Annotated in this window: 25 protein-coding genes; 17 read left to right on the top strand and 8 right to left on the bottom strand. The window is 75.1% G+C overall.

The genetic code is table 11. The features are described 5' to 3' along the window. Positions 1–37 precede the first annotated feature (37 nt). The 6 genes from KG103_RS01700 (at position 38) to KG103_RS01725 (ending at position 4,895) form a co-directional block, all read left to right on the top strand. Positions 38–1,120: a cupin domain-containing protein gene (locus tag KG103_RS01700; protein WP_207801490.1), complete on the top strand. Its 1,083-nt coding sequence runs from the start codon at positions 38–40 to the stop codon at positions 1,118–1,120. Further along, positions 1,117–1,974 (top strand): fumarylacetoacetate hydrolase family protein, encoded by an 858-nt coding sequence (locus KG103_RS01705; RefSeq protein WP_207341792.1) that lies wholly within the window; start codon positions 1,117–1,119, stop codon positions 1,972–1,974. The genes KG103_RS01700 and KG103_RS01705 overlap by 4 nt, the downstream gene beginning before the upstream one ends. A 1-nt stretch (position 1,975) precedes the next feature. After that, positions 1,976–2,758 carry a maleylpyruvate isomerase family mycothiol-dependent enzyme gene (locus KG103_RS01710; protein ID WP_207341793.1) on the top strand — a complete coding sequence of 261 codons (783 nt, stop codon included), beginning with the start codon at positions 1,976–1,978 and terminating at the stop codon, positions 2,756–2,758. 82 nt (positions 2,759–2,840) lie between these two features. Continuing rightward, positions 2,841–3,287, top strand: a complete 447-nt coding sequence (locus KG103_RS01715) for a MarR family winged helix-turn-helix transcriptional regulator (protein ID WP_207341794.1) — start codon at positions 2,841–2,843, stop codon at positions 3,285–3,287. 40 nt (positions 3,288–3,327) lie between these two features. Beyond that, complete coding sequence (locus KG103_RS01720; protein ID WP_207341795.1) at positions 3,328–4,068, top strand: methyltransferase domain-containing protein; 741 nt, start codon at positions 3,328–3,330, stop codon at positions 4,066–4,068. A gap of 56 nt (positions 4,069–4,124) precedes the next feature. Continuing rightward, positions 4,125–4,895, top strand: a complete 771-nt coding sequence (locus KG103_RS01725; RefSeq protein WP_207341796.1) for a phosphatase PAP2 family protein — start codon at positions 4,125–4,127, stop codon at positions 4,893–4,895. A 45-nt stretch (positions 4,896–4,940) separates the two neighbouring features. Here the strand turns inward: KG103_RS01725 and KG103_RS01730 are convergent, their stop codons facing one another. Genes KG103_RS01730 through KG103_RS01745 form a run of 4 tightly spaced genes read right to left on the bottom strand, consistent with a single transcriptional unit; the run spans position 4,941 to position 8,392 of the window. Continuing rightward, positions 4,941–5,747: an ABC transporter ATP-binding protein gene (locus KG103_RS01730; RefSeq protein WP_207341797.1), complete on the bottom strand. Its 807-nt coding sequence runs from the start codon at positions 5,745–5,747 to the stop codon at positions 4,941–4,943. Continuing rightward, positions 5,740–6,525, bottom strand: a complete 786-nt coding sequence (locus KG103_RS01735) for an ABC transporter permease (protein WP_207341798.1) — start codon at positions 6,523–6,525, stop codon at positions 5,740–5,742. Before KG103_RS01735 ends, KG103_RS01730 begins: the two co-directional genes overlap by 8 nt. Next, a complete protein-coding gene (locus tag KG103_RS01740; RefSeq protein WP_207341799.1) occupies positions 6,525–7,403 on the bottom strand; it encodes an ABC transporter permease in 879 nt (292 codons plus the stop codon). The genes KG103_RS01735 and KG103_RS01740 overlap by 1 nt, the downstream gene beginning before the upstream one ends. Then, a complete protein-coding gene (locus tag KG103_RS01745; RefSeq protein WP_207341800.1) occupies positions 7,400–8,392 on the bottom strand; it encodes an ABC transporter substrate-binding protein in 993 nt (330 codons plus the stop codon). Before KG103_RS01745 ends, KG103_RS01740 begins: the two co-directional genes overlap by 4 nt. Before the next feature lie 188 nt (positions 8,393–8,580). Here KG103_RS01745 and KG103_RS01750 point away from each other — a divergent pair, with 188 nt between their 5' ends. The 5 genes from KG103_RS01750 to KG103_RS01770 all read left to right on the top strand — a co-directional run bounded on the left by KG103_RS01750 (position 8,581) and on the right by KG103_RS01770 (position 14,186). Beyond that, complete coding sequence (locus KG103_RS01750) at positions 8,581–9,468, top strand: PaaX family transcriptional regulator (protein WP_207341801.1); 888 nt, start codon at positions 8,581–8,583, stop codon at positions 9,466–9,468. A 198-nt stretch (positions 9,469–9,666) separates the two neighbouring features. Further along, on the top strand, positions 9,667–11,421 hold the full coding sequence (locus KG103_RS01755) for an AMP-binding protein (RefSeq protein ID WP_207341802.1): 1,755 nt from the start codon (positions 9,667–9,669) through the stop codon (positions 11,419–11,421). Beyond that, the gene (locus KG103_RS01760; RefSeq protein WP_207341803.1) at positions 11,418–12,608 is read left to right on the top strand and encodes a thiolase family protein; all 1,191 of its coding nucleotides are present in this window, start codon (positions 11,418–11,420) and stop codon (positions 12,606–12,608) included. Before KG103_RS01755 ends, KG103_RS01760 begins: the two co-directional genes overlap by 4 nt. A gap of 133 nt (positions 12,609–12,741) precedes the next feature. Next, on the top strand, positions 12,742–13,236 hold the full coding sequence (locus KG103_RS01765; RefSeq protein ID WP_207341804.1) for a MaoC family dehydratase: 495 nt from the start codon (positions 12,742–12,744) through the stop codon (positions 13,234–13,236). After that, the gene (locus tag KG103_RS01770; protein WP_249670697.1) at positions 13,233–14,186 is read left to right on the top strand and encodes an SDR family NAD(P)-dependent oxidoreductase; all 954 of its coding nucleotides are present in this window, start codon (positions 13,233–13,235) and stop codon (positions 14,184–14,186) included. Before KG103_RS01765 ends, KG103_RS01770 begins: the two co-directional genes overlap by 4 nt. 69 nt (positions 14,187–14,255) lie before the next feature. Here the strand turns inward: KG103_RS01770 and KG103_RS01775 are convergent, their stop codons facing one another. Then, the gene (locus KG103_RS01775; RefSeq protein WP_207341805.1) at positions 14,256–15,218 is read right to left on the bottom strand and encodes a PaaX family transcriptional regulator; all 963 of its coding nucleotides are present in this window, start codon (positions 15,216–15,218) and stop codon (positions 14,256–14,258) included. A 107-nt stretch (positions 15,219–15,325) separates the two neighbouring features. Between KG103_RS01775 and KG103_RS01780 the strand changes: the two genes are divergently transcribed. The 4 genes from KG103_RS01780 to KG103_RS01795 all read left to right on the top strand — a co-directional run bounded on the left by KG103_RS01780 (position 15,326) and on the right by KG103_RS01795 (position 20,353). Then, positions 15,326–16,183, top strand: coding sequence for a fumarylacetoacetate hydrolase family protein (locus KG103_RS01780; protein WP_207341806.1), 858 nt, complete (start codon positions 15,326–15,328; stop codon positions 16,181–16,183). Then, complete coding sequence (locus KG103_RS01785) at positions 16,180–18,297, top strand: acetate--CoA ligase family protein (RefSeq protein WP_207341807.1); 2,118 nt, start codon at positions 16,180–16,182, stop codon at positions 18,295–18,297. The genes KG103_RS01780 and KG103_RS01785 overlap by 4 nt, the downstream gene beginning before the upstream one ends. After that, the gene (locus KG103_RS01790) at positions 18,294–19,550 is read left to right on the top strand and encodes an FAD-dependent oxidoreductase (protein WP_207341808.1); all 1,257 of its coding nucleotides are present in this window, start codon (positions 18,294–18,296) and stop codon (positions 19,548–19,550) included. The genes KG103_RS01785 and KG103_RS01790 overlap by 4 nt, the downstream gene beginning before the upstream one ends. 158 nt (positions 19,551–19,708) lie before the next feature. Continuing rightward, positions 19,709–20,353, top strand: coding sequence for a nucleotidyltransferase domain-containing protein (locus KG103_RS01795; RefSeq protein ID WP_207341809.1), 645 nt, complete (start codon positions 19,709–19,711; stop codon positions 20,351–20,353). A 31-nt stretch (positions 20,354–20,384) separates the two neighbouring features. On the opposite strand, the gene KG103_RS01800 is transcribed toward KG103_RS01795, so the two are convergent. The 3 genes from KG103_RS01800 to KG103_RS01810 are packed head-to-tail and all read right to left on the bottom strand — an operon-like array spanning position 20,385 to position 22,139. Continuing rightward, positions 20,385–20,528 carry a hypothetical protein gene (locus KG103_RS01800; RefSeq protein WP_243656518.1) on the bottom strand — a complete coding sequence of 48 codons (144 nt, stop codon included), beginning with the start codon at positions 20,526–20,528 and terminating at the stop codon, positions 20,385–20,387. A gap of 46 nt (positions 20,529–20,574) precedes the next feature. Beyond that, a complete protein-coding gene (locus tag KG103_RS01805; RefSeq protein ID WP_207341810.1) occupies positions 20,575–21,300 on the bottom strand; it encodes a tyrosine-protein phosphatase in 726 nt (241 codons plus the stop codon). Then, complete coding sequence (locus KG103_RS01810; RefSeq protein ID WP_207801498.1) at positions 21,297–22,139, bottom strand: Nif3-like dinuclear metal center hexameric protein; 843 nt, start codon at positions 22,137–22,139, stop codon at positions 21,297–21,299. The genes KG103_RS01805 and KG103_RS01810 overlap by 4 nt, the downstream gene beginning before the upstream one ends. Positions 22,140–22,310: 171 nt before the next feature. Here KG103_RS01810 and KG103_RS01815 point away from each other — a divergent pair, with 171 nt between their 5' ends. After that, complete coding sequence (locus tag KG103_RS01815; protein WP_207341812.1) at positions 22,311–23,393, top strand: lytic polysaccharide monooxygenase; 1,083 nt, start codon at positions 22,311–22,313, stop codon at positions 23,391–23,393. Between the two features lie 236 nt (positions 23,394–23,629). Beyond that, complete coding sequence (locus KG103_RS19105; protein ID WP_207341813.1) at positions 23,630–24,583, top strand: cold-shock protein; 954 nt, start codon at positions 23,630–23,632, stop codon at positions 24,581–24,583. The last annotated feature ends 23 nt before the right edge of the window (positions 24,584–24,606 follow it).

The following is a 24,606-nucleotide window of genomic DNA, read 5'->3' on the forward strand; positions in this document are numbered from 1 at the left end:
TGGCGACGACGCCACCGAGGAGGCCACCGTGCACCAGATGGACGGCACCGCCGACACCCCCGAGCTGAAGCAGCTCTACGCGGACTTCGAGGCCGAGAGCCTGGCCCCCCTGTGGACCCAGCGCGACGACCTCATGCCCATGGCCCCCTCGCCGAAGGCCGTGCCGTACGTCTGGCGGTGGAAGGCCCTGTACGACATCGCCCGGCGCTCCGGCGACCTCGTGCCCGTCGGACGCGGCGGCGAGCGGCGCGCGATGGGCCTGGCGAACCCCGGCCTGCCCGGCACCGCCTACGCCACGCCGACGCTGTGGTGCGCGATCCAGTACCTCGGCGGCCACGAGACCGCGCCCGAGCACCGGCACAGCCAGAACGCGTTCCGGTTCGTCGTCGAGGGCGAGGGGGTGTGGACCGTCGTCAACGGCGATCCCGTCGCCATGCGCCGCGGCGACCTGCTGCTCACTCCGGGCTGGAACTACCACGGGCACCACAACGACACCGACCAGCCCATGGCCTGGATCGACGGCCTCGACGTGCCGTTCTCGCACTACGCCGACGTCGGCTTCTTCGAGTTCGGGTCCGAGCGCGTCACCGACGAGGCGTCGCCGGACGTCTCGCGCTCCGAGCGGCTGTGGGCGCACCCCGGCCTGCGCCCGCTGTCCGGGCTGCAGGACCAGACGAGCTCGCCCCTGGCCGCCTACCGCTGGGAGCACACCGACCGCGCGCTCACCGAGCAGCTCCGGCTCGAGGACGAGGGCCACCCGGCGACCGTCGAGCAGGGCCACGCCGCGATCCGGTACACCAACCCGACGACCGGCGGTGACGTCATGCCGACCCTCCGCTGCGAGTTCCACCGGCTGCGCGCGGGTGCCGAGACGCCCGCACGCCACGAGGTCGGGTCGTCCGTGTGGCAGGTGTTCGAGGGCGAGGGCACGGTCGTGCTCGGGGACACCGAGCACGACGTCGAGACCGGCGACCTGTTCGCCGTGCCGAGCTGGGTGCCGTGGTCGCTGCACGCCGACACGCAGTTCGACCTGTTCCGCTTCAGCGACGGGCCGATCATCGACCGGCTGCAGTTCACGCGCACGTACGTGCCGGGCCAGCGCAACGAGGACCTCGCGTGAGGCTCGGGACGCTGCGCCTCGCCGCGCCCGGTGGCCCGACACCGGCTGCGACGGTCGCGGTGCGCATCGACTCCGACGCCGTCGCCGTGGAGATCCCCGGCGCGGTGGACGTCGGGGCGCTGCTGGCCGCACCGGACTGGCGTGAGCGTGCCGCGTCGGCGGGCGGGCCCCGCCGCGCGCTGGCGGACCTCGAGCCGTGGGCCTGGGCGCCGCCTGTCCCGCGGCCCTCGAAGATCGTGTGCGTCGGGCTCAACTACCGCAACCACATCCTCGAGATGGGCCGCGATCTGCCCGAGCACCCGACGCTGTTCGCGAAGTACCCCGAGGCGCTCATCGGCCCGTACGACCCGATCGTCCTGCCCGCGCACGCGGCGGACGCCGTCGACTGGGAGGGCGAGGTCGCCGTCGTCGTCGGCGCGACCGCCCGGCGGCTCGACGAGGCCGCCGCGGCCGCCGCGATCGCCGGGTACGCGGTCCTCAACGACGTCACCATGCGCGACTACCAGTACCGCACCGCGCAGTGGCTGCAGGGCAAGACGTTCGAGGCGACGACGCCGTTCGGGCCGTGGCTCACCGTCACGGACGCGCCGCCCGCCGGTGAGCTGCGGACCGTCGTCGACGACGAGCAGGTGCAGCACACACCCGTCGACGACATGGTCTTCGGCCCGGCCGCGCTCGTCGCGTACGTCTCGCAGATCCTCACGCTGCACCCCGGGGACGTCATCGCGACGGGCACGCCCGGTGGGGTCGGCCACGCCCGCACGCCCCCGCGCTACCTGCGGCCCGGGCACACGCTCACCACGTCGGTCACCGGCCTGGGCGAGCTCCGCAACGACGTCGTCGCGGAGGCCTGACGTGCCCGCACGCACCGACCGGACCACCGACCCGGACCTGCTCGCGGCCCTGCTGCTGGCGCGTCGCGGGCAGGCGTACTTCTCCCGCAAGCTCAACGAGCTCGGCAACGACGAGCTCGACGTGCCGTCGCTGGTGCCCGGGTGGACGCGCCGGCACGTCGTCGCGCACGTCGGGCTCAACGCGCGTGCGCTCACGCGCCTGACCGAGTGGGCCGCGACGGGCGTCGAGACCCCGATGTACGCGTCGCGCGAGGAGCGGGACGCGGAGATCGAGTACGGGGCGACCCTGCCGGCGCGGGCGCTGCGGAGCCTGTCCGCGCACGCGGCCGTGCACCTCGACGTCGAGTGGCGCGACCTGCCGCCCGCGGCGTGGGCGGCCCCGGTCCGCACCGCGCTCGGGCGCACGGTGCCGGCGAGCGAGACGGTGTGGATGCGCACGCGCGAGGTCTGGGTGCACGCCGTCGACCTGGACAACGGGGCGTCGTTCCGGCAGCTGCCGCCCGAGCTGGTCGACGCGCTGCTCGCGGACGTGGCCCGGATGTGGGGTGCCCGGCCGGGCGGCGAGCCCGTTCCCGTGCTCGAACCGACGGACCGGCCGCGACCGGCGGCGCAGTCCGCGGCGGGTGCCGTGGCCGGTGCCCCTGCGCAAGCGCCGGTCGGTGATGGCGTGCACGTCCGCGGCCGTGCCGCCGACCTCGCGCGGTGGGCGACGGGCCGGGGCGGTGCCGCCCTGCTGACGACGGCGGACGGCTCGCCCGTCCCGTCGCCGCCGCGGTGGCTGTGAGCGGCCACCCGCGCGGGCAACGCCTCCGGTGCCGGGACGTGCGCGAGCTGAGACCCCGGCGCCGCCTGGGACGATGGCGCGCGTGACCGAACCGCTCGACCTCGCCCGGCACACCGGGTTCCTCGTGCGCCGCACGCAGCAGGCCCACCTCGCGGCCTGGGCGCAGGAGGTGGGTCCGCGCTTGACGAACGTGCAGTTCGGCGTGCTCAACGTGCTGCACCGCCGCGGCGAGGCCAGCCAGCGCGAGCTCTGCGACGACCTGGACCTCGACCGCTCGACCATCGCGGGGCTCGTCGCGCGCCTGGAGGCCCGTGGCCTGGTGGCGCGCGTGCGCGCCGAGGACGACCGGCGGCGCAACGTCGTGCGGCTCACCGACGACGGCCTCGCCCTGCTCGACGAGCTGGTCCCGGCGGCCGCGCGCGTGGACGACGTGCTGACGTCCGCGCTGACCCGTCAGGAGCGACGGGCGCTGCAGGCGCTGCTCACCAAGATCCTGGCGGACGGCCAGGCGGCCCCGACGGAGGACTGAGGGACGGCCGCCGGGGACCGTGGCCTGGCAGAGTCGACGCATGGTCCTCTACGACGACATCGGCCGGACGTACACCGCCACCCGCCAGGCCGACCCCCGCATCGCCGCGCAGATCGACCGGGCTCTCCAGGGCGCGTCGACCGTCGTGAACGTCGGCGCCGGCACGGGGTCCTACGAGCCGCCGACCACCGTCGTCGCCATCGAGCCCAGCAGGACGATGATCGACCAGCGCCCCTCGGGAGCTGCCCCGGCCGTGTGCGCGGTGGCCGAGTCGATCCCCCTGGCGGACGACGCGGTGGACGCGGCCCTGGCGGTCCTCACGGTGCACCACTGGACCGACCTGGAGCGCGGGATCGCCGAGATGAGGCGGGTCGCACGTCGCCGCGTGGTGGTCCTGACGTTCGACGAGACCGTGACCCGTGACTTCTGGCTGCTGCGCGACTACCTGCCTGCCGCACGGGAGTACGACCGAGCCCACGCCGTCCCGATGGAGCGCCTCGTCGCGGCGCTCGGCCCGTGCGAGGTGGAGGCCGTCCCCGTGCCTCACGACTGCGTCGACGGGTTCGCCGCCGCCTGGTGGAGGCGGCCCGCCGCCTACCTCGATCCCGCGGTCCGGGCGGGCATCTCGGTGCTGAGCCGGGTCGGCGACGCGGAGATCCGCCACGGTCTGGAGCGGCTCGAGCACGACATCGCGACGGGCGCGTGGGCCGAGAGGTACGCCGACCTGCTGGCGCTCGACGAGCTCGACGCCGGCTACCGTCTCGTGACCGTCGACCTGTAGGCGGAGCCGAGGGCTGTCAGGGAGCCGTCCGCGACGAGCGCCGGTAGCGTGACCGGATGCCTGCCCGAGAGCCGCTGCGCCGCCTGCTCGCGTGGTACGCCGACCAGCCCGTGCTCCGGGCGGTCCTGCCCGGCGTCGCGCTCGTGGCTCTCGGCCTGCTCGTCTTCTGGGGCATGTTCGACGCGGTGCAGGAGCGCGACGACTTCTCCCTGTGGGACGCGCCGGTACTCGAGTTCCTGGTCGGCGTCCGCAGCGACGTCGTCACCGCGGTCCTCGCCGCGCTCACGTTCGTCACCGGTCCGACGGTCCTGCCGGTCATCATCCTGGTCGCGTGCGTGGCCTGGGGCCTGCGCGCGCGCGAGTGGTGGCGGCCGCTCCTGCTCGCCGGCGCCATGATCGCCTCCACGCTGCTCTCGCTCCTGGTCAAGGGCCTCGTCGCCCGCCCCCGCCCGCCGGAGGAGACCATGTACATCCCCGGCTCGGAGACGACCGGGTCGTTCCCGTCCGGCCACACCATCGGGACGGCGACCTTCCTGCTGGTGGCCGGGTACCTCGTGGCGAGCCGGAACCGGACCTGGCGGGTCGTCGTCGGCTGGCTGGTCGTCGGTGTCGTCGGTGCCGCCGCGGTCGCCCTGAGCCGCCTGTACCTCGGCTACCACTTCCTGACGGACGTCGTCGCGGCGGGCGGCCTGGCCGTCGTCGTGCTCGGCGTCGTCACCGTGGTGGACCGGATCCACGTGATGCGCGGGCTGCCACCGAGCGAGCCGGAGCCCGGCTGGAGCCCGGAGCCGCCGCCGGGGCTCACACAGCCGTCGCCCAGCGCCTAGGGGCGCCGTCCGGGACCTGCGGGACGCACGGGCGGCGACCCGGCCTCAGGTGCCCGACGCGACCACTTCCCCGCGCTTCGCCCGCTGGATCTGCTCGTACACGTGCGTGCGCAGCTCGGTGAACCGCGGCAGCGCCCGGGTGGTGAGCTGGTCGCGCTCGGCGGGGAGGTCGATCGCGAGGTCCTCCTGCACGAACGTCGGCGAGCTCGACAGCATGAGCACGCGTCCGCCCAGGTACACCGACTCGTCGATGTCGTGGGTGACGAACAGGACGGTGACGCCGAGGTCCTGCCAGACCCGCCGGACGAGGTCCTCGAGGTCGGCGCGGGTCTGGGCGTCGACGGCGGCGAACGGCTCGTCCATGACGAGGATCTCCGGCTGGTAGGCCACCGCACGGGCGATGGCCACGCGCTGCTGCATGCCGCCGGACAGCTGCCAGGGGTACGTGTCGAGCGCGTGCCCGAGGCCGACCTCCTCGACCGCGCGCTCGATCACCGGGCGCCGTTCCGCCTTCGGCACGCCGCGCGCCTTGAGCGGCAGCCCGACGTTGTCCCGCACGGTGAGCCACGGGTACAGGGAGCGCCCGTACTCCTGGAACACCAGCGCCATCTTCTTCGGCGGCGCGGTGACGGCGGCCCCGTCCAGCGTGACCGAGCCCGCCGTGGGCGGCAGCAGCCCGGCGAGGCACTTGAGCAGCGTCGTCTTGCCGCACCCGGACGGCCCGACGATGCAGACGAGCTCGCCGGGGCGCACGTCGAACGTGATGCTCCCGATCGCCTCGACGGGCCCGGAGGAGCCCTGGTAGGTCTTCTTCAGGTCCTGGACGGACAGCAGGGGCGTGGTCTCAGGCACGGGCGACCTCTCTCGAGCCGTGGTACCAGTGCAGCACCCGGCGTTCGACGAGCTGGAAGACGACGGCGACGGCGACGCCCACGAGGCCGAGCAGCAGGATGCCGCCCCACATCTCGGCGACCATGTACTGCCGCTGGAAGTAGACGATCTGGTAGCCCAGCCCCGACGACGAGGCGAACATCTCCGAGATCACCATGAGGATCAGGCCGATCGACAGGCACAGCCGCACCCCGGCCATGATCTGCGGGCTCGCGGCCGGCAGGACGACGTACCGGTAGGCCAGCGCGCCGCGGACCCGGTACGAGCGCGAGGTGTCGACGAGCACCGGGTCGGTGCCGCGGACCCCCTCGATCGTGTTGAGCAGCACCGGCCACACGCTGCCCGAGACGATGACGGCCAGCTTCATGGTGTCGTCGATGCCGAGCAGCAGCATGAGGACGGGCACGAGCACCACGGGCGGGATCGCCCGGAAGAACTCGAGCATCGGCTCGAGCAGGGCGCGCAGCCACGGGGTCGCGCCGATCGCGGTGCCGGCGACGATCCCGATGACGATCGACAGGAGCACCCCGATCCCGAACCGGCCGAGGCTCGGCAGCACGTCCCCCGTCAGGGTGTCGGGGGAGAGCCACGTGCTGACGAACGCGTCGAGCACGCGCGACGGCGGCGGGAAGTACAGGTTGGTGGTGCCGCGGGTCGCCAGCGCCCACCCGAGCACGAGCAGCACGGGCAGGCCGGCGCCGTAGGCGACGGAGACGAGCGCGCGACGCACGGTGGCCATCAGGCGACCGCTTCCCTGCGGACCGACGGGTGCCAGTGCAGGACCCGCCGCTCGACCAGGCGGGTGGCGAGGTTGACGAGCAGCCCGAGCAGGCCCGTGACCAGCACCAGCGCGTACAGCCCGGGCGCGTCGGGGGCGGACCGGTAGACGTCGATCTGCCGGCCGATCCCGGGATTCCCGATGACGAGCTCGGCGGTGATGGTGAGCACCAGCGCGATCGACGCGGCGAGCCGGAACCCGGTGATGACGTACGGCAGGGCGGTGGGCAGCACGACGTGCCGCAGGCGCTGCAGCCGTCCGAGCCCGTAGCCGCGCGCGGTGTCGTCGGCGACCGTGTCGACGTCCCCGACGCCGTACAGCACCTGGATGAACACCTGCCAGAACGGCGCGTAGACGACGACCACGAGCGCGGCCTCGCGCGAGAGGCCGGCGACGAGGACCGCCAGCGGGATGATCGCGACCGACGGGATGGGGCGCAGGAACTCCACGGTGGTGTGGGTGGCCCGGCGCAGGAACGGCACGAGGCCGACGACCGCGCCGGCGACGACGGCGGCGGCCACCGCGATGAGCAGCCCGAGCGCCCACGTCACGACGGTGTCGCCGAGCGCCGACCAGAACCGCGGATCGTCGAGCTCGGTGACCAGGCGGGCGGCCGTCGTCGTGAAGCGCGGCAGGTAGGCGGGGTTCACGACCTGCGTGAGCGCCACGATCTCCCAGGTGGCCGCGAAGCCGAGGACCCCGAGGGCACCCATCACCGCGCTGCGGCTGCCGCGCGGGCGGCGGGTGCGGCCACCGCCCGTCCCGCTCGGCGCACCGGCCCGGGGCCGGGCGGCGACGCCCCCGGGTCCCGGGCCGGTGGCCGTGTCGGTCGACGTCACGAGCTGACGAGCTCGTCGAGGTCCGGGGCGGTGTCGAAGAACTCGTGCTCGACCGCGAGGTCGGCCAGGCACTGCAGCACGTCCTCGTCGATCTCGGTCGAGAACTGCGGCAGTCGCAGGTTGGCCGCCGCCGCATCGGGCAGCGACATCTCGGTGACGAGCGACTGACGCATGGTCTCGTCGTGCTCGGCCGCCCACGCGAACGCGGCGGTGAACGCCTCGCGCACGGCCTCGACGAGCTCCGGGTCGTCGGCGACGGTCGTGCCGGTCGTCTGCAGGACGAGCGTGGGCAGGCCCGGCAGCACCGCCTGGTACGGGTCGACGACGCGGGCGCCGCCGGAGCCGACGATCATCGAGACGAACGGCTCGGGCACCCACGCGGCGTCGATGTTGCCGGCCTCGAGCTGCGCCTGGGCGTCGGGGAAGGCGACCTCGACGAACTCGACGGTGCTGGGGTCGCCGCCGTCCTCCTCGACCGCGGCCATGATCGTCAGGTCACCCGCGGCCCCCAGCGAGTTCACCGCGACCTTCTTGCCGGCCAGGTCGGCGGGGCTCGTGATGTCGCTGCCGGCGCCCACGACGACCGAGTTGATGTCGTCGCCCTCGGTCAGGCTCTGCGCGTAGTTGGCGACGATCTTGACGTCGAGGCCCTGCAGGCTCGCGCGCATCGCGCCGAACGGCTGGCCGACGGAGAAGTCGATGTCGCCGTTGATCAGCGCGGGCATGGCCTGCGCCCCGCCCTGGATCGGCTGGACGGTGACGTCGAGGCCGTGCTCGGCGAAGACGCCCGCCTCGACGGCGGCCCACAGCGGCGCGGTCTCGCTGATGCTCAGGGCGCCGATCGTCACGGCGCGCGGGGAGTCGGCATCGGGGGCGTCGGCCGAGGCCGCCGGCTCGCCGTCCGGGGCGGACCCGGAGGACGAGCACGCGGCCAGTCCGAGCGACAGCGCCGCGACGAGCGCCGCCACGAGTGCGGGACGTCGGTTCATGGGGGTCCTCAATTCTCCGTTGAATCTCGGGGTGACGGGCGCCTCCGCACGCCGTCGGGACCGACCAGCGCTCGGACCATGCATGACACTCGTCCAGCAATCGTGCAGTCGAATGTCACACGTGTCAATGCTCCGGGCCCCGCCTCCGCGTCCGGGGCCGGCCGGGTGTGCGTGCGAGAATCGCCCGCATGCCGACGCCGCCCGACGACGCGCTCGCGCCCGACGGTGCCGCCGTCCGGCGGCGCCCCGAGCAGCTGCTGCTGGCGTTCATGGGCGAGCTCATGGTGGCCGGCGAGATCGGGCCCCTCCCCGCGTCCGTGCTCATCGGCGTCCTGGCGGAGCTCGGGGTGGGGGAGGCGGCGACGCGCGCGGCGCTCACCCGCATGGCGGGCCGCGGCCTGCTCGCGCCGCAGCGCGTCGGGCGCACGGTCTCCTACGGTCTGACCGCGCAGAGCGAGCGCGTGCTGCGCGAGGCGCGCGACCGCGTGTTCGACCCTGAGCCCTTCGCGCCGCGCGGTGCCGGGTGGACGCTCGTCAGCTTCTCGGTCCCGGAGAGCCGCCGCGACGTGCGGCACCGCGTGCGCGCCCAGCTGGCGTGGGCGGGGTTCGGGCTGCTGCGCGACGGCCTGTGGATCGCCCCCGGTGAGGTCGACGTGGCGCAGGCGCTGGGCGGGGTCCGTGACGACGGTGACGGTCGCGACGACGACGTCGAGATCCTCGCGTTCCGCGCCCGCGAGGTGCCCGGCTTCTCGGCCGCGCGCAGCGTCCGGACCGCCTGGCGGCTGGACGCGATGCGCGCGCGGCACGAGCAGTTCCAGCAGCGCTGGGCGCAGGCGATCCGGGACGCGGCGCCGGACGCAGGCGCGGTCGCGGGTCCGGTGGGCGCGCACGCGCTGCGGGACGTCACGGCCCTGGTCGCCGACTGGCTCGACCTGCTGCGCGCCGTCCCCCGCCTGCCGGTCGAGCACCTGGCGCCGGACTGGCCGGCGACGCGGTCGGTCGAGACCTTCGCGCGGCTGCACGCCGCCCTCGCCGGGCCGGCGCGCGACGAGCTGGCCCGAAGGCTGGAGCCCTGAGCCCTGAGCCCTCGAGGTTCGACCTCCGAGCCCTCTAGGTTCGAGGCGCGGCTCCGGGCACCCACCGCGACCGTCGTCATTCGACAACTACCTGACGATCGTCACGGAAATGATTGACGTGTGCAGGTGCGTACCGGCACGATCGGGACGTCCCGCACCGTCGCGGTCACTCGCGGCCCGCCCACGAGGATGTGAGCAGTGGCAGACGTCCCCTCGCCGTCCCCCGGTGACCTCGCTCGCGCCAACTACGCCGCGATCTGGGACGCGGTCGCGCGCGCCGTGCCGGACCGTGTCGCGGTGCGGGCCGAGGGCGCCACGCTCACCTACGCCGCGTTCGAGCAGCAGGCCGCCCGGCTCGCCGCGACGTTCGTCGCCCACGGACTGGGTCCCGACTCCACCGTCGCGGTCTTCATGTACAACCGCGTCGAGTACCTGGCCACGCTGTACGCGGCGTACAAGATCGGCGCGATCCCGGTCAACATCAACTTCCGCTACCAGGGTGCCGAGCTCGCCGAGCTGCTGGAGATGTCGCAGCCCGCCGCGCTCGTCTACCCCAGCAGCCTCGCCACCGCGGTCATCGACGCCGCCGAGAGGTCCCCGCTGCCCCCGCTCGTGCTCGTCGTCCCGGACGACGCACCCCCCGGCACCCACATCGGCCCCGGTGCGCCGTTCGCGACCGCGCTCGACGCCGCGCCCCTCGCCCCGCGCGACCTCGGGCCCGAGCACAAGATCTTCCTGTTCACCGGCGGCACCACCGGCCGGCCCAAGGCCGTGGTGTGGACGCACGGCAACCTGTTCGACAGCCAGCAGTTCTCGATCTACGGCTCGCTGCCCGTCGACCCCCCGGCCACCCTGGACGACGTCACGCGCATCGCCGCCCGCGAGGACCTGCCCCGCACGGTGTGCCTGCCGCTGCCGCCGATGATGCACGCGACCGCCCTGTTCAACGTCATGAACGCGATGGTGCTCGGCGGCACCGTGGTCTTCCTGCCGAGCCCGCGGTTCGACCCCGCCGCCGCCGCCCGGGTCATTGAGGAGCACGGCGTCACGCGCCTGGTCGTCGCCGGCAACGCGATCGTCGGCCCGCTCGTCGACGCCCTGGACGCGGGCGCCGACGCGGACGTCTCGTGCCTCACCACCGTCCTGAGCTCGGGCATGGTCTGGTCCGACGACCTCAAGCGCCGCCTGATCGCGCACGCGCCGAGCGCCACCCTCATCGACATCGTCGGGTCCAGCGAGGGCGGGCCGTTCGCCTACGGCGTCGTCCGCGGCCCGGAGGACCTGCCGAACCGCCCGCGCCTCGCGCCCGGTGCGGTCGTCCTGGCGCCGGACCTCACGCCGGTCGAGGAGGTCGGCGGCCTCGGGATGCTCGCCTACCGCGGCGCCATGCCGCTGGGCTACCACGGCGACCCGGTGCGCACCGCCGAGACGTACCCCGTCGTCGACGGCGTGCGGCACGTCATGCCCGGCGACTGGGTGCGCGTGCTCGGCGACGGGTACGTCGAGCTGCTCGGCCGGGGGTCGGGGGTCGTCAACACCGGCGGCGAGAAGGTCTTCCCCGGCGAGGTCGAGAAGGTGCTGCTCGCGCTGCCCGGCGTCGTGGACGCCGTCGTCCTGGGCCTGCCGGACGCACGCTGGGGCGAGGTCGTCACGGCAGTCGTCGTCACCGGCCCCGACGTCGCGCTCGTCCCCGAGCAGGTGCAGGACGAGGTGGGCCGCCGCCTCGCCGGCTACAAGAAGCCCCGCCGCCTGTACGTGCTGGACGAGCTCCAGCGCAGCCCCAGCGGCAAGGTCGACATGCACCGGCTGCGGCGGCGCCTCGCCGAGGCCGATGCCGTCGTCGGCCCCGCGGCCGGTCCCGCCGCCGCCCCCGCGCCCGCCCCCGCGCCCGCCCCCGCGCCCGTCACGCCCGCCCCCACGCCAGGACCCGCACCCGCGGAGAGGACCCGATGAAGTTCACCGACGCCCACGTCCCGTTCGGCCTGAGCTGGACCTCGCCGTTCGCCAAGTGGCAGGGGCCGCTGGCCGAGGTCAACAGCCTCGACCTGGCCGTCGACGTCACGGGCCGCGCCCTGGCCGACCGCGGGCTGCCGCCGGAGGAGATCACCGAGTGGACGCTGGGGTGCACCGTCCCGCAGCAGCACTCGTTCTACGGCGTCACGCTCGTGTCCCGCCGCCTGGGGTCGGGAGAGCACGGCGGGCCGTGGATCTCGCGGGCCTGCGCGACGTCGGCCGCCGTCATCGAGCACCTCGCCACGCAGGTGCAGCTCGGCGCGCACACCACGACCATCGGCGTCATCACGGACCGCACCAGCAACGGTCCGCTCATGCTCTGGAGCAGCGCGACGAGCCCCGGCGGTGCGCCCATGCCCGAGCACTGGGTGCTCGACCCCATGAAGCTCGACCCGACCACCGGGCAGAGCATGAACGACACCGCCGAGAACACCGCCCGCGACGCCGGCTACACGCGCGAGCAGGTCGACGAGGTCGCGCTGCTGCGCCACGAGCAGTACCGCAGCGCCCTGGCCGACGACCGCGCGGTCCAGCGGCAGTACATGGTCCCGGTCCGCATCCCGACGCGCCGCGGCGAGACGTGGGTCGAGGAGGACCACGGCGTCTTCCCGACGACCGCCGAGGGCCTGGCGCGGCTGCGTCCCGTGGCCCCGGGCGGCGTCGTGACGTACGGCGCGCAGACCCACCCGGCCGACGGCTGCGCGGGCGTCGTCGTCGCGAGCGCCGACCGGGCACGGGAGCTGGGGCGCGACGGCGTCACCGCGCAGATCCTCGCCACCGGGTTCGCACGCGCGGAGCCGGCGTACATGCCGAAGGCGCCCGTCCCCGCGGCCCGGCGCGCGCTCGCGGACGCGGGGATCGAGATCGGGGACGTGGACGTGGTGACCACGCACAACCCGTTCGCCGTCAACGACCTGTGGTTCGCCGAGCAGACCGGCGTCCCGCTCGAGCGGATGAACCCGTACGGGTCGTCGCTGGTCTACGGCCACCCGCAGGGCCCGACCGGCGCGCGCGCCGTGACCGAGCTGGTCCACGCGCTGCACGCGCGCGGCGGCGGCGTCGGGCTGTTCACCGGGTGCGCGGCCGGGGACTCCGCCGGGGCCGTCGTCGTGCGGGTCGACGGATGACGCGCGTCCACGCCGGCCCGCGGTCCCGCACCGCGGCACGACGGATCGCGTCGCTCGACCCCGACCGCGTCCCCACCCAGGTCCACGCCGCGAGCCCTGCCACGCACCAGCCCACGATGAGGGAGCACACCCGATGACCTCCGACCCCGCCGCCACCGCCACCGACCCGACGCCGCTGCTGACCTCGGTGCCCCTGGACGACCTGCCGTCCCTGGTGGGCACGACGTTCGGCCCGTCGTCCTGGCGCACGATCACGCAGGAGCAGGTCGACCGGTTCGCCGACCTGACGGGCGACCACAACCCCATCCACCTCGACCCCGAGTTCGCGGCGGGCACGCCGTTCGGCGGGACGATCGTCCACGGCTACCTCACGCTCGCGCTCGTCGTGCCGCTCATGGCCGAGGTCGTCGAGGTGACGGGCGTGGGTACCGGCGTGAACTACGGGCTCGACCGCCTGCGGTTCCCGGCGCCCGTGCGCGTGGGGTCGCGCATCCGCGTTACGTCGACCCTGACGTCCGTGAGCGACGTGCCCGGCGGCTACCAGGCCGTGTTCGAGAACACCTTCGAGGCCGAGGGGCAGGCCAAGCCCGCCGCCGTCGCCGTCATGATCGTGCGGTACTACCGGTGAGCGCCGGGGTGGGCGCGAACGTGGGCACGGGCACGGCCTCCGGCACGGACCTGACCGGCAGGGCCGCGGTCGTCACCGGCAGCGGGCGGGGCCTGGGACGCGCGTACGCCCGGGCGCTGGCTGCCGCGGGGGCCGGCGTCGTGGTCAACGACGTCGACGCCGACGCCGCGCAGGCCACGGTCGACGCGATCGTCGCCGACGGCGGCGCGGCCGTCGCGGTCGTCGCGCCCGTGGGCCCGACCGAGACCGCGGACCGCCTGGTCGCGGCCGCGGTCGAGGAGTTCGGACGGCTCGACGTGCTGGTCACCAACGCCGGCGTGCTGCGCGACCGCGTGCTGTGGAAGACCTCCGACGAGGACTTCGACCTGGTCGTCGACACCCACCTGCGGGGGACGTTCACGACGGCCCGCGCGGCGGCTGTCCGCATGCGTGAGCAGGGCGAGGGCGGGCGGATCGTGCTGGTCGGGTCGCCCGCCGGGCAGCACGGCAACTTCGGCCAGACCAGCTACGCGGCGGCGAAGGCGGGGATCGTCGCGATGGCCCGCACCTGGTCGCTCGAGCTGGCGCGCGCCGGGATCACGGTCAACGCCGTCGTGCCCACGGCGATCACCGCGATGACCGCGACCATCCCGGTGTACGCCGAGGTCGCTGCCGCCTACGACCGCGGGGAGCCGCTGCCGCGCGTCGTGCGCCAGGAGCACGCGCTGGGCGGCCCGGAGGACGTCGCGCCGCTCGTGGTGTGGCTCGCGTCCGACGCGTCCGCCGGGGTCACCGGGCAGGCCATCGGCATCGGTGGCGACAAGCTGTCGCTGTACTCCGTGCCGCAGGAGGTCGGGCTCACGTTCCGCGAGGGCGGCTGGACCGCCGACGCGATCGCCGAGGCGTGGGAGGCCGGCTTCGCGCCGCACCAGCAGCCCAGCGGCATCACGCTGCCCCCGCTCGACGCCTGACGGCCCGACCCCCGCCCGGGCGCCCTGCGACCTTCGCGAGAGGCCGCTCCGGCCCGGCGGGCGGGGGCGTCAGCGTGCGGGGGCCGGGGTGCGGGCGGGCGCGGCGAGGGCGGGGCGCGGCCCGGGCGGGTCCGAGGCGACGGAGAACTGCACGACCCGGTCCGCGAGCTCGGGCGCGTACCCGCTGATCACCTGGCGCACCCGCACCGACGCGGGGGCGCCGAGCTGCTCGTAGGTGTCGAGGAACAGGTCCCGCGCCCGGTCGCGCGGCCAGTCGGCGGGCAGCAGCCGGCGGGGCAGGTCGGGGTCGACACCCGGGAACGCGCGCCACGCGTCCATGAGCTCGGTGCGCTTGACCAGCGCGTCGACGGGGGAGATCGCGCCCTTGCCCAGCGCCGCGTGCGTCGGCTCCCAGGTGGCGACGAACGCCCGGTACGTCTCGGCCAGGCCCTCGAGGTCCCACGCGCTCTCGGGCGTCACCGTGCCGTCGGGCAGCGGGGGGCACGTGGCGACGAACGCGGTGGCGCGGGTGACGCCGAGGGCCCCGAGCTCGGCGAGGGCCTCGTCGTGGCGGGCGTGCGGGGAGATCCACAGGGCGTCGTACAGCGGCGCGAACCCGAGCCAGCGCAGCCGCGTGCGCAGCGCCTCGCGCGCCGAGCGGTTGGCCTCGGGCACGGAGAACGCCACGAGGCTCCAGCGGCCGTCCCAGTCCGCGTCGTCGCCGGCGCCGAAGGCGACGATTCGCTCGGCGCCCGTGCGCATGATCGTCTGGGCGCGCGGGGTCAGGGAGTAGAAGGTGTGGCGGCCGCTGCGGGTCGAGACGAGCAGCCCGTGCTTGACCATGCGGCTGAGGGCGGCCCGGGCCGCGACGTCGCTCACGCCGAAGTCGGCCAGCAGGTCGACCAGGGCCGCGGACGGCAGCGGGTCGGTCTGCCCCCACCAGTAGTCGCCGAGCAGGGTCAGCAGCAGGCTCGGCGGCGAGCCCTCCCGCGTGCGCGGCGTCCTCGTGCCGGCCTCGCTGCTCCGTGCCACGAACTGATCCCCTCCCTGCCGGTCGTCGCGGGCGGCGACGATGCTTGACATATCTTACGTCGTCCGCCGATAGTCGTGTCACATTTGAGAGCCGGGAGCCACTGACGATGAGGTTGGCCAGCACCCACGACGCACGCCTGCACGCGGTCCTGCACGACCGGACGGTCGACCTGACCGACGCCCTGGGCCTGCGCCCCGGCGCGGGCGGACCGCTGCTGGACTTCCTCGAGCGCGGCGGCACGCTCGCCGACCTGCAGCGCCTCGACCTCGGCGCGCTGCCGTCGCGGCCGCTCGACCCGGCCCGGCTCGCGGCGCCGATCGCCCGCCCCGGCAAGGTCGTCGGTGCCCCCGTCAACTACCGGGACCACCAGGCCGAGATGGGCGAGCAGCGCACCATCGCCGACTACGGGGTGTTCCTCAAGGCCACGTCGTCGGTGGTCGGTCCCACCGGTGCGATCCGCCTGCCGTACACCGACGTGCGCACGGACCACGAGGGGGAGCTGGCCGTCGTCATCGGCCGCACCGCGAGCCGCGTGCCGGTCGAGCAGGCCCTGGACCACGTCTTCGGGTACGCCCCGGTCCTCGACATCACCGTCCGCGCGGGGGAGGACCGCTCGACCCGCAAGTCCTTCGACACCTTCACGCCGTTCGGCCCCTGGGTCACCACGGCCGACGAGGTCCCCGACCCCGGCGCGCTCGACCTGCGCTGCTGGGTCGACGACGAGCTGCGGCAGCACGCCTCGACGGCCGACCTCATCTACGGGGTCGCCGAGCTGGTCGCGTACACGAGCCACGTCATGACGCTGCATCCCGGGGACGTCATCGCGTCGGGCACCCCGGCCGGCGTCGGGCCGATCGCCGCCGGGCAGCGCGTGGCGGTCGAGATCACCGGGCTCGGGCGGCTCGACGTCGGGGTCACCGACGACGGCGCGATCCCGTACGCCGACCGGCCGGGGCACCGGTGACGGCGGCCTCGACCGCGGCGGCGGCCGGGACGCGCGCCGGGCGGCCGGGCGCCGGCGCCGGCCCGCTCGACGCGCTGTTCCGTCCCGCGAGCATCGCGGTCGTGGGTGCGAGCGCACGGGCGGGCAAGGCCGGGCACGCGATGGTCCAGGCGCTGCGGCACTACCCGGGCACCCTGCACCTGGTGAACCCGCGCGGCGGCGAGGTGCTCGGGCGCCCGGCCATCACGACGCTGCGCGACGCGTCCGACGTCGACCTGGCGGTGCTCGTCGTGCCGCCGGACGCCGTGCCGGGGGCCCTGGAGGACGCGCGCGACGCCGGGGTCCGGGCCGCCGTGGTGTGCGCGGGCGGGTTCGCGGAGTCCGGCCCGGCCGGCGCGGCGCTGCAGGACCGGGTCGTCCGGGTGGCGCAGGAGGCAGGTATCCGGCTGCTCGGCCCCAACACGTCGGGGTTCATGAACCCGGTCGACCGCACGACGGCCAACTTCATGCCGGCCGTCGCCGACCTGGCGCCCGGCTCGGTGGGCGTCGTCGCGCAGTCCGGCGGGGTCAACCTGGCGGTGGCGTTCCTGCTGGCGCGCGCGGGCGTCGGGCTGCGGCTCGGCGTCGGGCTCGGGAACGCGGTGGACGTCGACTTCCCGGAGGTGCTCGACCACCTCGCCCAGGACGACGCGACCACCGCCGTCGGCCTGCACGTCGAGGGCGTCGCCGACGGCCCGGCGCTGGTCGCGGCGCTGCGCCGGACCACCGCGCGCAAGCCCGTCGTCGCCTTCAAGGTCGGCCGGTCCGACGTCTCGGCGTTCGCGCAGTCGCACACGGGCGCCCTGACCGGGTCCTACGCGGTGACGCGCGCGGCGCTGCAGCAGGCCGGGGCCGTGGTCGTCGACAGCCTGGAGGAGATGGTCGCCGCGCTCGTCGCGCTGCGCGCCGTGCGGCTGCCCGCCGCGGGCGACGTCGGGGTCGGGCTGCTCACCGGGCAGGCCGGGCCGGGGCTCGTCGTCACCGACGCGCTCGGGGCGCGGGGCGTCGCGCTTCCGACGCTGACCGCCGCGACGCAGGAGCGCATCGCCGAGCTGCTCCCGCCGCTGACGTTCCAGCGCAACCCCGTCGACACCGGCCGTCCGTCGCCGACGTTCGGCGACGTGCTCCGCGCCGTCGCCGACGACCCGGCGGTCGACCTCGTCGGCGTCTACGCGCTCGACGAGCCCGGTGCGCTCGACCCCGTCGCCGCGCTCGCACCGGTCGCCGGCCGGGTGCTGTTCGCCAGCGGCGGCCCGGCCGACGCGCTCGCCGCCCGCCGTGCGGCCCTCGACGCCGTGGGAGTCCCGGTGCTCGCGAGCCCCGGCGACCTGGCGACCGCGCTCGCCGCCGTGGTCAGCGACGCCCGGGTCCGCGCCGTCGCCGACGCCCCGCCCGTGCCGGCCACCCGCACCGTCGGCCGCACGCTGGACGAGTACGAGGCCAAGACGCTGCTGGAGCACTACGGCGTCCGGACGCCCGCGCGACGCGTCGCCACCGACCGGGCGCAGGCCCGCGCGGCGCTCGCCGACCTGGTGCGCGACGGCGGCCGCACCGTGGTGAAGGTGCTCGACACGGCCGTGGTGCACAAGTCCGACGTCGGCGGGGTCCACGTGGGGGTGCACGACGCCGCCGGGCTCGAGCGGGCCCTGGACGCGATCGACGCGATCCCGCCCGCGCATGCCCCGGCGCCGGCCGCCCGCCGCTACCTCCTCGAGGAGCTCGCCGAGCCCGGCGCCGAGCTGATCGTCGGCGCGGTCCGTGACCGCGTCTTCGGGCCCGTCGTCCTGCTGGGCCTGGGCGGCGTCGCCGCGGAGCTCGGTGGGGAGCCCGTGCTGCGGCTCGCCCCGCTGTCCGTGGCCCGCTCCGAGGAGATGGTCCGCGCGCTGCCCGCCACGGTGCTCGACGGCTTCCGCGGCGCCCCGCCCGTCGACGTCGCCGCCCTCGCCGCCGTCCTGCGGGCCGTCGGGCAGGTCGTGTGCGACCACGCCGACGTCACCGAGCTCGACCTCAACCCGGTCCGCATGACCGCCGACGGCCCGGTCGTCCTCGACGCCGTCGTCGTCGCACCCCCGAAGGGAGACACATGCCCGGCGTGAGCGCACCCAGCCCCGGCACCGCAGGCGACGGCACCGCAGGCGACGGCACCGCAGGCGACGTCCTCGTCGTCGGCGCGGGACCGGTCGGGCTGACCGCCGCGCTCGCGCTGCGGGCCTACGGGCTGCCCGTCACCGTGCTCGAGGCGGGCCCCGAGGGCCGGCAGCGGCCCGGCAGCCGGGCGATCTTCACGCACAGCCAGACCCTGCAGATCCTCGACCGGATCAGCCCCGGGCTGGGCGCCGAGCTCTACCGCCACGGCGTGTACTGGAACACGCAGCGCACGTTCCACGCCGGCAAGGAGGTGTACGCCAAGACGTACCCCGACCCGCCTGCGGGCGTGTACCCGCACTTCACGAGCCTGCCGCAGGTGCAGATCGAGGCGTACCTGCAGGCCCGGGCCGTGGCCGCGGGGGTCACGTTCGCGTGGGAGCAGGAGATCGCGGACGTCACGACCTCCGACGACGGGGTCGTGCTGACGACCGCGGCCGGGCGCCGGTGGGACGCGTCCTACGTCGTCGGCGCCGACGGGTCGCGCTCGGTCGTGCGCAAGCAGATCGGTGCGCGGATGGAGGGCACGCGGGACGAGGGCTGGTACGTCGTCGTCGACGTCGCCGAGAAGGACGAGCCGAGCCTGCCGAACGAGCGGCACTTCCACTACGCCCACCCGGCGGTCGACGGGCGCAACGTGCTGATCGTGCCCTTCGCGGGCGGGTACCGCGTCGACCTGCAGCTCGTCGAGAAGGACGACCCCGAGGAGCTCGCGTCGCCCGAGGGCGTGCGCGGCTGGCTCGACGCGGTCCTGCCGCCCGGGTACGCCGAGCGCACCACGTGGGTGTCGACGTACCAGTTCCTGCAGCTCGTCGCCCACGACTTCGCCGACCCGCACCGGCGGGTGCTGCTGGTGGGGGAGGCGGCGCACCTGTTCGCGCCGTTCGGAGCGCGCGGGCTCAACTCCGGGGTGCCGGACGCCGAGGCCGCGGCCATCGCGATCGCCGCGGCCTCGCGTGCGACCGCTGCCGCTGCCCGCACGCCCGTCGAGGCGTTCGCGCTCGCCCGCCGGTCCGCGGCGCTGTTCAACCGCGACGCGGCCGGGGAGGCGCTGGCACACCTGCGGCCGGACGAGGAGACGGCGGCCCGCGTGCTGGCGGCCGCCGAGCGCGCGCCGGAGGACGCCGAGGCGTCGGTGTGGTTGGAGAAGGCTCCCTACGGCCCCCGCGGCGTCCACCGCGCGGAGACGGTCTACCGCTACTGACCACCTGCTGGGCTCGCGGGTCCGCGAGACCCGCGGCTGGGCTGCGGCGGGTCGCAGTCGCACGCCCACCGCAGGCTCACGACACCGAGCGTCTCGCCGGCCCGCTCGGCGACGAGGAGCGCGTCCCGCCCGGCGGCGACCGGTGCCACGGTGGGCGGGTGACCACGAGCGCCCTGCCGACCGACCTGTGGGACCCGCTGACCCCCGACGCGGTCGCCGCGCGGTTCGACCGCACCGGCGTCGTCTGGATGATCGCTGGCGGCGTCGCGATCGACCTCTTCGTCGGGCGGCGCACCCGGCCGCACGGGGACGTCGACGTCGTCCTCCTGCGCCGTGACCAGGCCGCGGTGCACGAGGCGTTGCCGGGGTGGCAGGTCTGCGCCGCGGACCCGCCCGGGCACCTGCGCCCGTGGCACCCGGGGGAGGTGCTGCCGGTGACCGTGCACGACATCTGGTGCCGCAGCTCCCCGGCGGGCCCGTGGCAGGTGCAGGTGATGCTCGACGAGAGCGACGGGGACGAGTGGGTGTCCCGTCGTGACCCGGGCGTGCGCCGGCCGGTGGCCGCCATCCGCCGGACGACGGCCACCGGCCTGCCGTACCTCGCCCCTGAGGTGCAGCTCTACTACAAGGCCAAGGACCCGCGACCGAAGGACGTCGCCGACCTCGAGTCCGCGCTGCCCCACCTCACCGACGAGCAGCGGACCTGGCTGCACGGCGCCGTCTCCCGCGTCTGGCCGGAGCACGCGTGGCTGGGGCGGCTGGGACGCGAGGGCGCGCCGCCGGCGCCGTGGCGAGAGGGATGAGGTCGTGCGTCGAGTCCGCCTCGGGCGGTCCTCAGCGGTACTCGGCGACGACCTCGATCCGGCCCACGATGTTCCGGTTGAGCTCGTCCAGGTCCTCGGCAGGGATCCAGTACTCGAGGATGGTCTGCCCGCCGACCTGCTGGACCTCGTACCGGTCGAGGAACGCCGCGGCCACCCCGCGGGCGCAGCCTCTGCTCGTTTCCGGCCCTCGTCCGCACCTGTCAGGCGACCAGGAGGTCCCGGAGGCGTCGGCGGGTGCCCGCGTCGAGCCCGATGACGTCGAGCAGCCGGCCGACGTCGGCCGCGGCCTCCTGCGCGACGGGGACCGCCTCCGCGAGGAACGCCTCGACCTGCGCCTCGTCCCAGGTCGACTGCCGGTCGTCGGTGTGGTCGCGGCGTCCGGCGACCTCGCGCACGGACTGCGCCCAGTCGGCGGCGACGTCCACGGGCGGGACGCCGGCGTTCGCGAGCAGGAGCGTCACCACCAGCCCGGTGCGGTCGCGGCCGGCGCTGCAGTGGACCAGCACGCCGGGCTCCGCGGTCGCGACGGCCTGCAGGGTCGCGCGCAGCAGGTCGGGCAGGAGCCGCGCGTTGTGCGCCCAGTACTCGGGGGAGTCGAGGATCGGACCGCACGTCGCCATGAACGGCACGTGCGTCGGGTCCTCGGTGGGGGCGTGGACGAGCGTCACGTCGGGCCACGGCTCGCCCGCCGTGCCGTGGTCACCGGGTCGCGTGCCGTGCTCGTCGGTGTTGCGCAGGTCGACGACGGTGCGCACGCCCCAGCGGACCGCGTCCTGCCGGCCGGCGGGGGTCAGCCACTCGCGTCGGGGACCGCGCGCGACGCGGCCGAACCGGGTGGTGCCCGTGGGGGACAGCGGTGTCGGCAGGCCGCCGAGGTCCCGCGCGTTGCGGTAGCCGTCCCAGACGAGGGCGCGCGCGGCGGTCACCTCGTCGTCGGGGCGAGCCGTTCGGCGGGGACCGTCCGGTAGTGGTCCGGGGCGTCGAGGAACCGGACCGGCACCTCGGGCACGAGGTCCGTCAGCCAGCGCGCGTACTCGGCCATGCCCGCCTCCTCCGACGGTGCGTGCCCCACGACGACCATGCCGGCCGACGTGCCCGCGGTGACTGCGTCGGCGGCGTACTCCCCGATCTCCCACTCGTGGCCCTCGCCGATGACGAGCACGTCGACGTCCGGGCGGGCGAGGACGCGCCGGTTCCACTCGAACCCCTGGAACCCCGGCTGCACGGCCACGACCGACACCGCCGCCGCCGGGTCGCCGACGTACCGCAGCGCGCACGCCCCGAGGGAGCGCGCGACGTGCGCGGCGAGCTCACCCAGGGTCGTCGTCGGGCCCAGCGTCGTCGTCGGGAGGTCGTACACCCCGGCGTCGCCGTCGCGCTCGGCGTCGAGCCAGCCCAGGGCCCGCGCGACGCCGGTGAGGATCCCGTCGGGCTCGCGGTCGTGCCAGGCGTCGTGCGCGCGCAGCACCCGTAGGCCGTGCTCGGCGACGAACGCGGCCTTCGCCGCGTGCACCGGGTCGCCCTGTGCGGCGAGCGTCGCCTCCGACGTGCCGCCGTGGTCGAAGTACAACGGCTCGTGGGTGATGACGAGGTCCAGCCCCTGCTCGACCGCCCGCCGCAGGACGTCGAACGTCGCCATCACCGTCACCGCGACCCCGCGCACGGGAGCGTCGGGGTCACCGGTGAGGAACCCGTCGACCGTCGTCCCGCGTCGCGGCGCACCGATGTGCGCGTCGATCCGCTCTGCCACCTGCTGCGCCGTCATCGCCACGGGCGCCACCCTAACGACGGCCGACGGGGTCGCGGGCCACGCGTCCGCCCCGGCCGCGCCGCGGGCGCGCCGCGCCGACCTGACCTCCCAAGCGTTTCGGAGGTTGCCGCGCCACCCACCCCCACCGAGGGTCGATCTACGTCGTCCGTCGTCCCGGAGGTGCTCATGTCCCGCTTCTCACCCGGCCGCCGCGTCGTCGCGGCGGCCGGCGCCCTCGCCCTCGGTGCCGCTGCGGTGGTCGGCTCCGTCGCCCTCGCCGCGCCTGCCTCGGCGCACGGGGCGGTGTCCGACCCGCCGTCCCGCGTCTACGGGTGCTACCAGCGCTGGTCGGGCAACCACACCGACCCCGCCATGGCGACCCAGGACCCCATGTGCTGGAGCGCGTGGCAGGCCAACCCGAACGCCATGTGGAACTGGAACGGCATGTTCAAGGAGAACGTCGGTGGGCGCCACGAGCAGGCCATCCCCGACGGCAAGCTGTGCTCGGCGGACAACCCGCTGTACGACGCGGCGAACACCCCTGGCGCCTGGCGGGCCACCCCGGTGCCGTACGACTTCCGGCTCACCCTGCACGACCCGTCCAACCACGGGGCCGACTACCTGAAGATCTACGTCACCAAGCAGGGGTACGACGCGCGCACCGAGCCGCTCGCGTGGTCGGACCTGGAGCTCCTCACGACGACCGGGCGCTACGCCCCGTCCAGCCCGTACGTCACGGACGTGAGCATCCCGCGGGACCGCACCGGCCACCACGTGGTCTTCACGATCTGGCAGGCGAGCCACCTCGACCAGCCGTACTACCAGTGCAGCGACGTCCTTCTCGGCGACGGGGACCCGGCGCCGAACCCGACGACGCCCGTGCCGAACCCGACCACCCCGGCACCGAACCCGACCACCCCGGTGCCGAACCCGACGACCCCGGTGCCGAACCCGACCACCCCGGCCCCGAACCCGACGACACCGGCCCCCGGCCCGTCGGGCTGCACCGCCACGGTGTCCGTGGTGAGCGCCTGGCAGGGCGGCTACCAGGCCACGGTGACGGTGACCGCCGGGTCGAGCGCGATCACCGGGTGGAAGGCGACCGTGAACGGCGCGACCATCACGCAGGCGTGGAACGGCACGGCGTCCGGCAGCACCATCACCTCGGCCGGGTGGAACGGTGCGCTCGCACCCGGGGGGACGGCCACCGCCGGGTTCCTGGGCAGCGGCAGCTCGAGCGGGCTCAGCGCCACCTGCACCGCGTCCTGACGTCTCGTCCTGACCCGCGCCCGGTCCTGCGCGCGGGGTCTGAGCACCACGAGGGCCGCACGTCCGTCCGGGCGTGCGGCCCTCGTGCCGTGCGGGCTCGCGCTCGTCCCACGCGCGGCCGGCGGCGACCGGTGCCACGGTGATGCCGGTGGACGACCGTCCGGCACGGCGCGCGATCCACCTCCCGCGCGGGGGCAGAATGGGGCCGCTGGATCTGTTTCGACGAGGAGCTCACCGTGCCGCAGGGAATCGTCCGTTGGTTCGACACCGAGCGAGGCTTCGGCTTCCTCGACCTCGGGGAGGATGCCGAGGACCTGTTCGTCCACGCCTCCGAGATCGTCGGGGACGACAACCGCAAGGTGCTGAAGGAGGGGCAGGAGGTCGAGTTCGAGCTCGGCGAGGGCGACCGCGGGCCGCAGGCGCGCAACGTCCGGGTCGTCGGCGAGTACGCCGCCGACACGCCCGTGGGCCAGCTCGGCACCGTCTCCTGGTACGAGCCGGCCAAGGGGTACGGCTTCATCACCCCGGACAGCGGCGAGGCCGAGATCTTCGCGCACAGCTCCGCCATCGTGGGCGGTGGCGTGCTGCGCGAGGGGCAGCGGGTCGCGTTCATGGTCGTGCCCGGCGAGAAGGGCCCGCAGGCCGACCACCTGCTGCCGCTCGGCGCGAACGCCGCCCCGGCCGCCGTGCCCGACGGCGCCGACGGCACCATCACGTTCTTCGACGCGGACAAGGGCTTCGGGTTCGCCCGGCCCGACGCCGGCGGCGAGGACGTGTTCGTCCACGCCAAGGCTCTGGTCGGGACGGTCAGCCTTGCCGAGGGCGACCGCATCAGCTTCACCGTCGCCGAGAGCGACCGCGGGCCGCAGGCCCACGACGTGCGGCTCGTCGGCGGCCAGGCCCGCCGCGGTGCGCCCGCCGGCCGAGGTGCGCCCGCCGCCGGCCGCGGCCGCACCGAGCGGCCCCGGGGTTCGGGTGCGCCGGCGCGCGGTGGCACGGGCACGGTCGCGCGTTACGACGCGGACCGCGGCTTCGGCTTCATCACCCCCGACGCGGGCGGCGACGACCTGTTCGTGCACGTGTCGGTCGTGCGCGGGTCCGACGACGGGCTCTACGAGGGCGACCGGGTCAAGTACGAGGTGCGCCAGAGCGACCGGGGGCCGCAGGCGGACCGGGTCGAGCTGCTGTAAGGCGGGCGGGGTCGCCTGCCGGC

It is taken from the genome of Cellulomonas wangleii, assembly GCF_018388445.1.
GTDB lineage: Bacteria > Actinomycetota > Actinomycetes > Actinomycetales > Cellulomonadaceae > Cellulomonas > Cellulomonas wangleii.

What these genes read in the sequence shown, in the direction of transcription:
- KG103_RS01700 (WP_207801490.1), top strand. Translation starts at nt 38, where the DNA reads ATGGACGGCACCGCCGACACCCCCGAGCTGAAGCAGCTCTACGCGGAC.
- KG103_RS01720 (WP_207341795.1), top strand. Translation starts at nt 3,328, where the DNA reads ATGGTCCTCTACGACGACATCGGCCGGACGTACACCGCCACCCGCCAG.
- KG103_RS01725 (WP_207341796.1), top strand. Translation starts at nt 4,125, where the DNA reads ATGCCTGCCCGAGAGCCGCTGCGCCGCCTGCTCGCGTGGTACGCCGAC.
- KG103_RS01735 (WP_207341798.1), bottom strand. Translation starts at nt 6,525, where the DNA reads ATGGCCACCGTGCGTCGCGCGCTCGTCTCCGTCGCCTACGGCGCCGGC.
- KG103_RS01745 (WP_207341800.1), bottom strand. Translation starts at nt 8,392, where the DNA reads ATGAACCGACGTCCCGCACTCGTGGCGGCGCTCGTCGCGGCGCTGTCG.
- KG103_RS01750 (WP_207341801.1), top strand. Translation starts at nt 8,581, where the DNA reads ATGCCGACGCCGCCCGACGACGCGCTCGCGCCCGACGGTGCCGCCGTC.
- KG103_RS01760 (WP_207341803.1), top strand. Translation starts at nt 11,418, where the DNA reads ATGAAGTTCACCGACGCCCACGTCCCGTTCGGCCTGAGCTGGACCTCG.
- KG103_RS01765 (WP_207341804.1), top strand. Translation starts at nt 12,742, where the DNA reads ATGACCTCCGACCCCGCCGCCACCGCCACCGACCCGACGCCGCTGCTG.
- KG103_RS01780 (WP_207341806.1), top strand. Translation starts at nt 15,326, where the DNA reads ATGAGGTTGGCCAGCACCCACGACGCACGCCTGCACGCGGTCCTGCAC.
- KG103_RS01810 (WP_207801498.1), bottom strand. Translation starts at nt 22,139, where the DNA reads ATGACGGCGCAGCAGGTGGCAGAGCGGATCGACGCGCACATCGGTGCG.
- KG103_RS01815 (WP_207341812.1), top strand. Translation starts at nt 22,311, where the DNA reads ATGTCCCGCTTCTCACCCGGCCGCCGCGTCGTCGCGGCGGCCGGCGCC.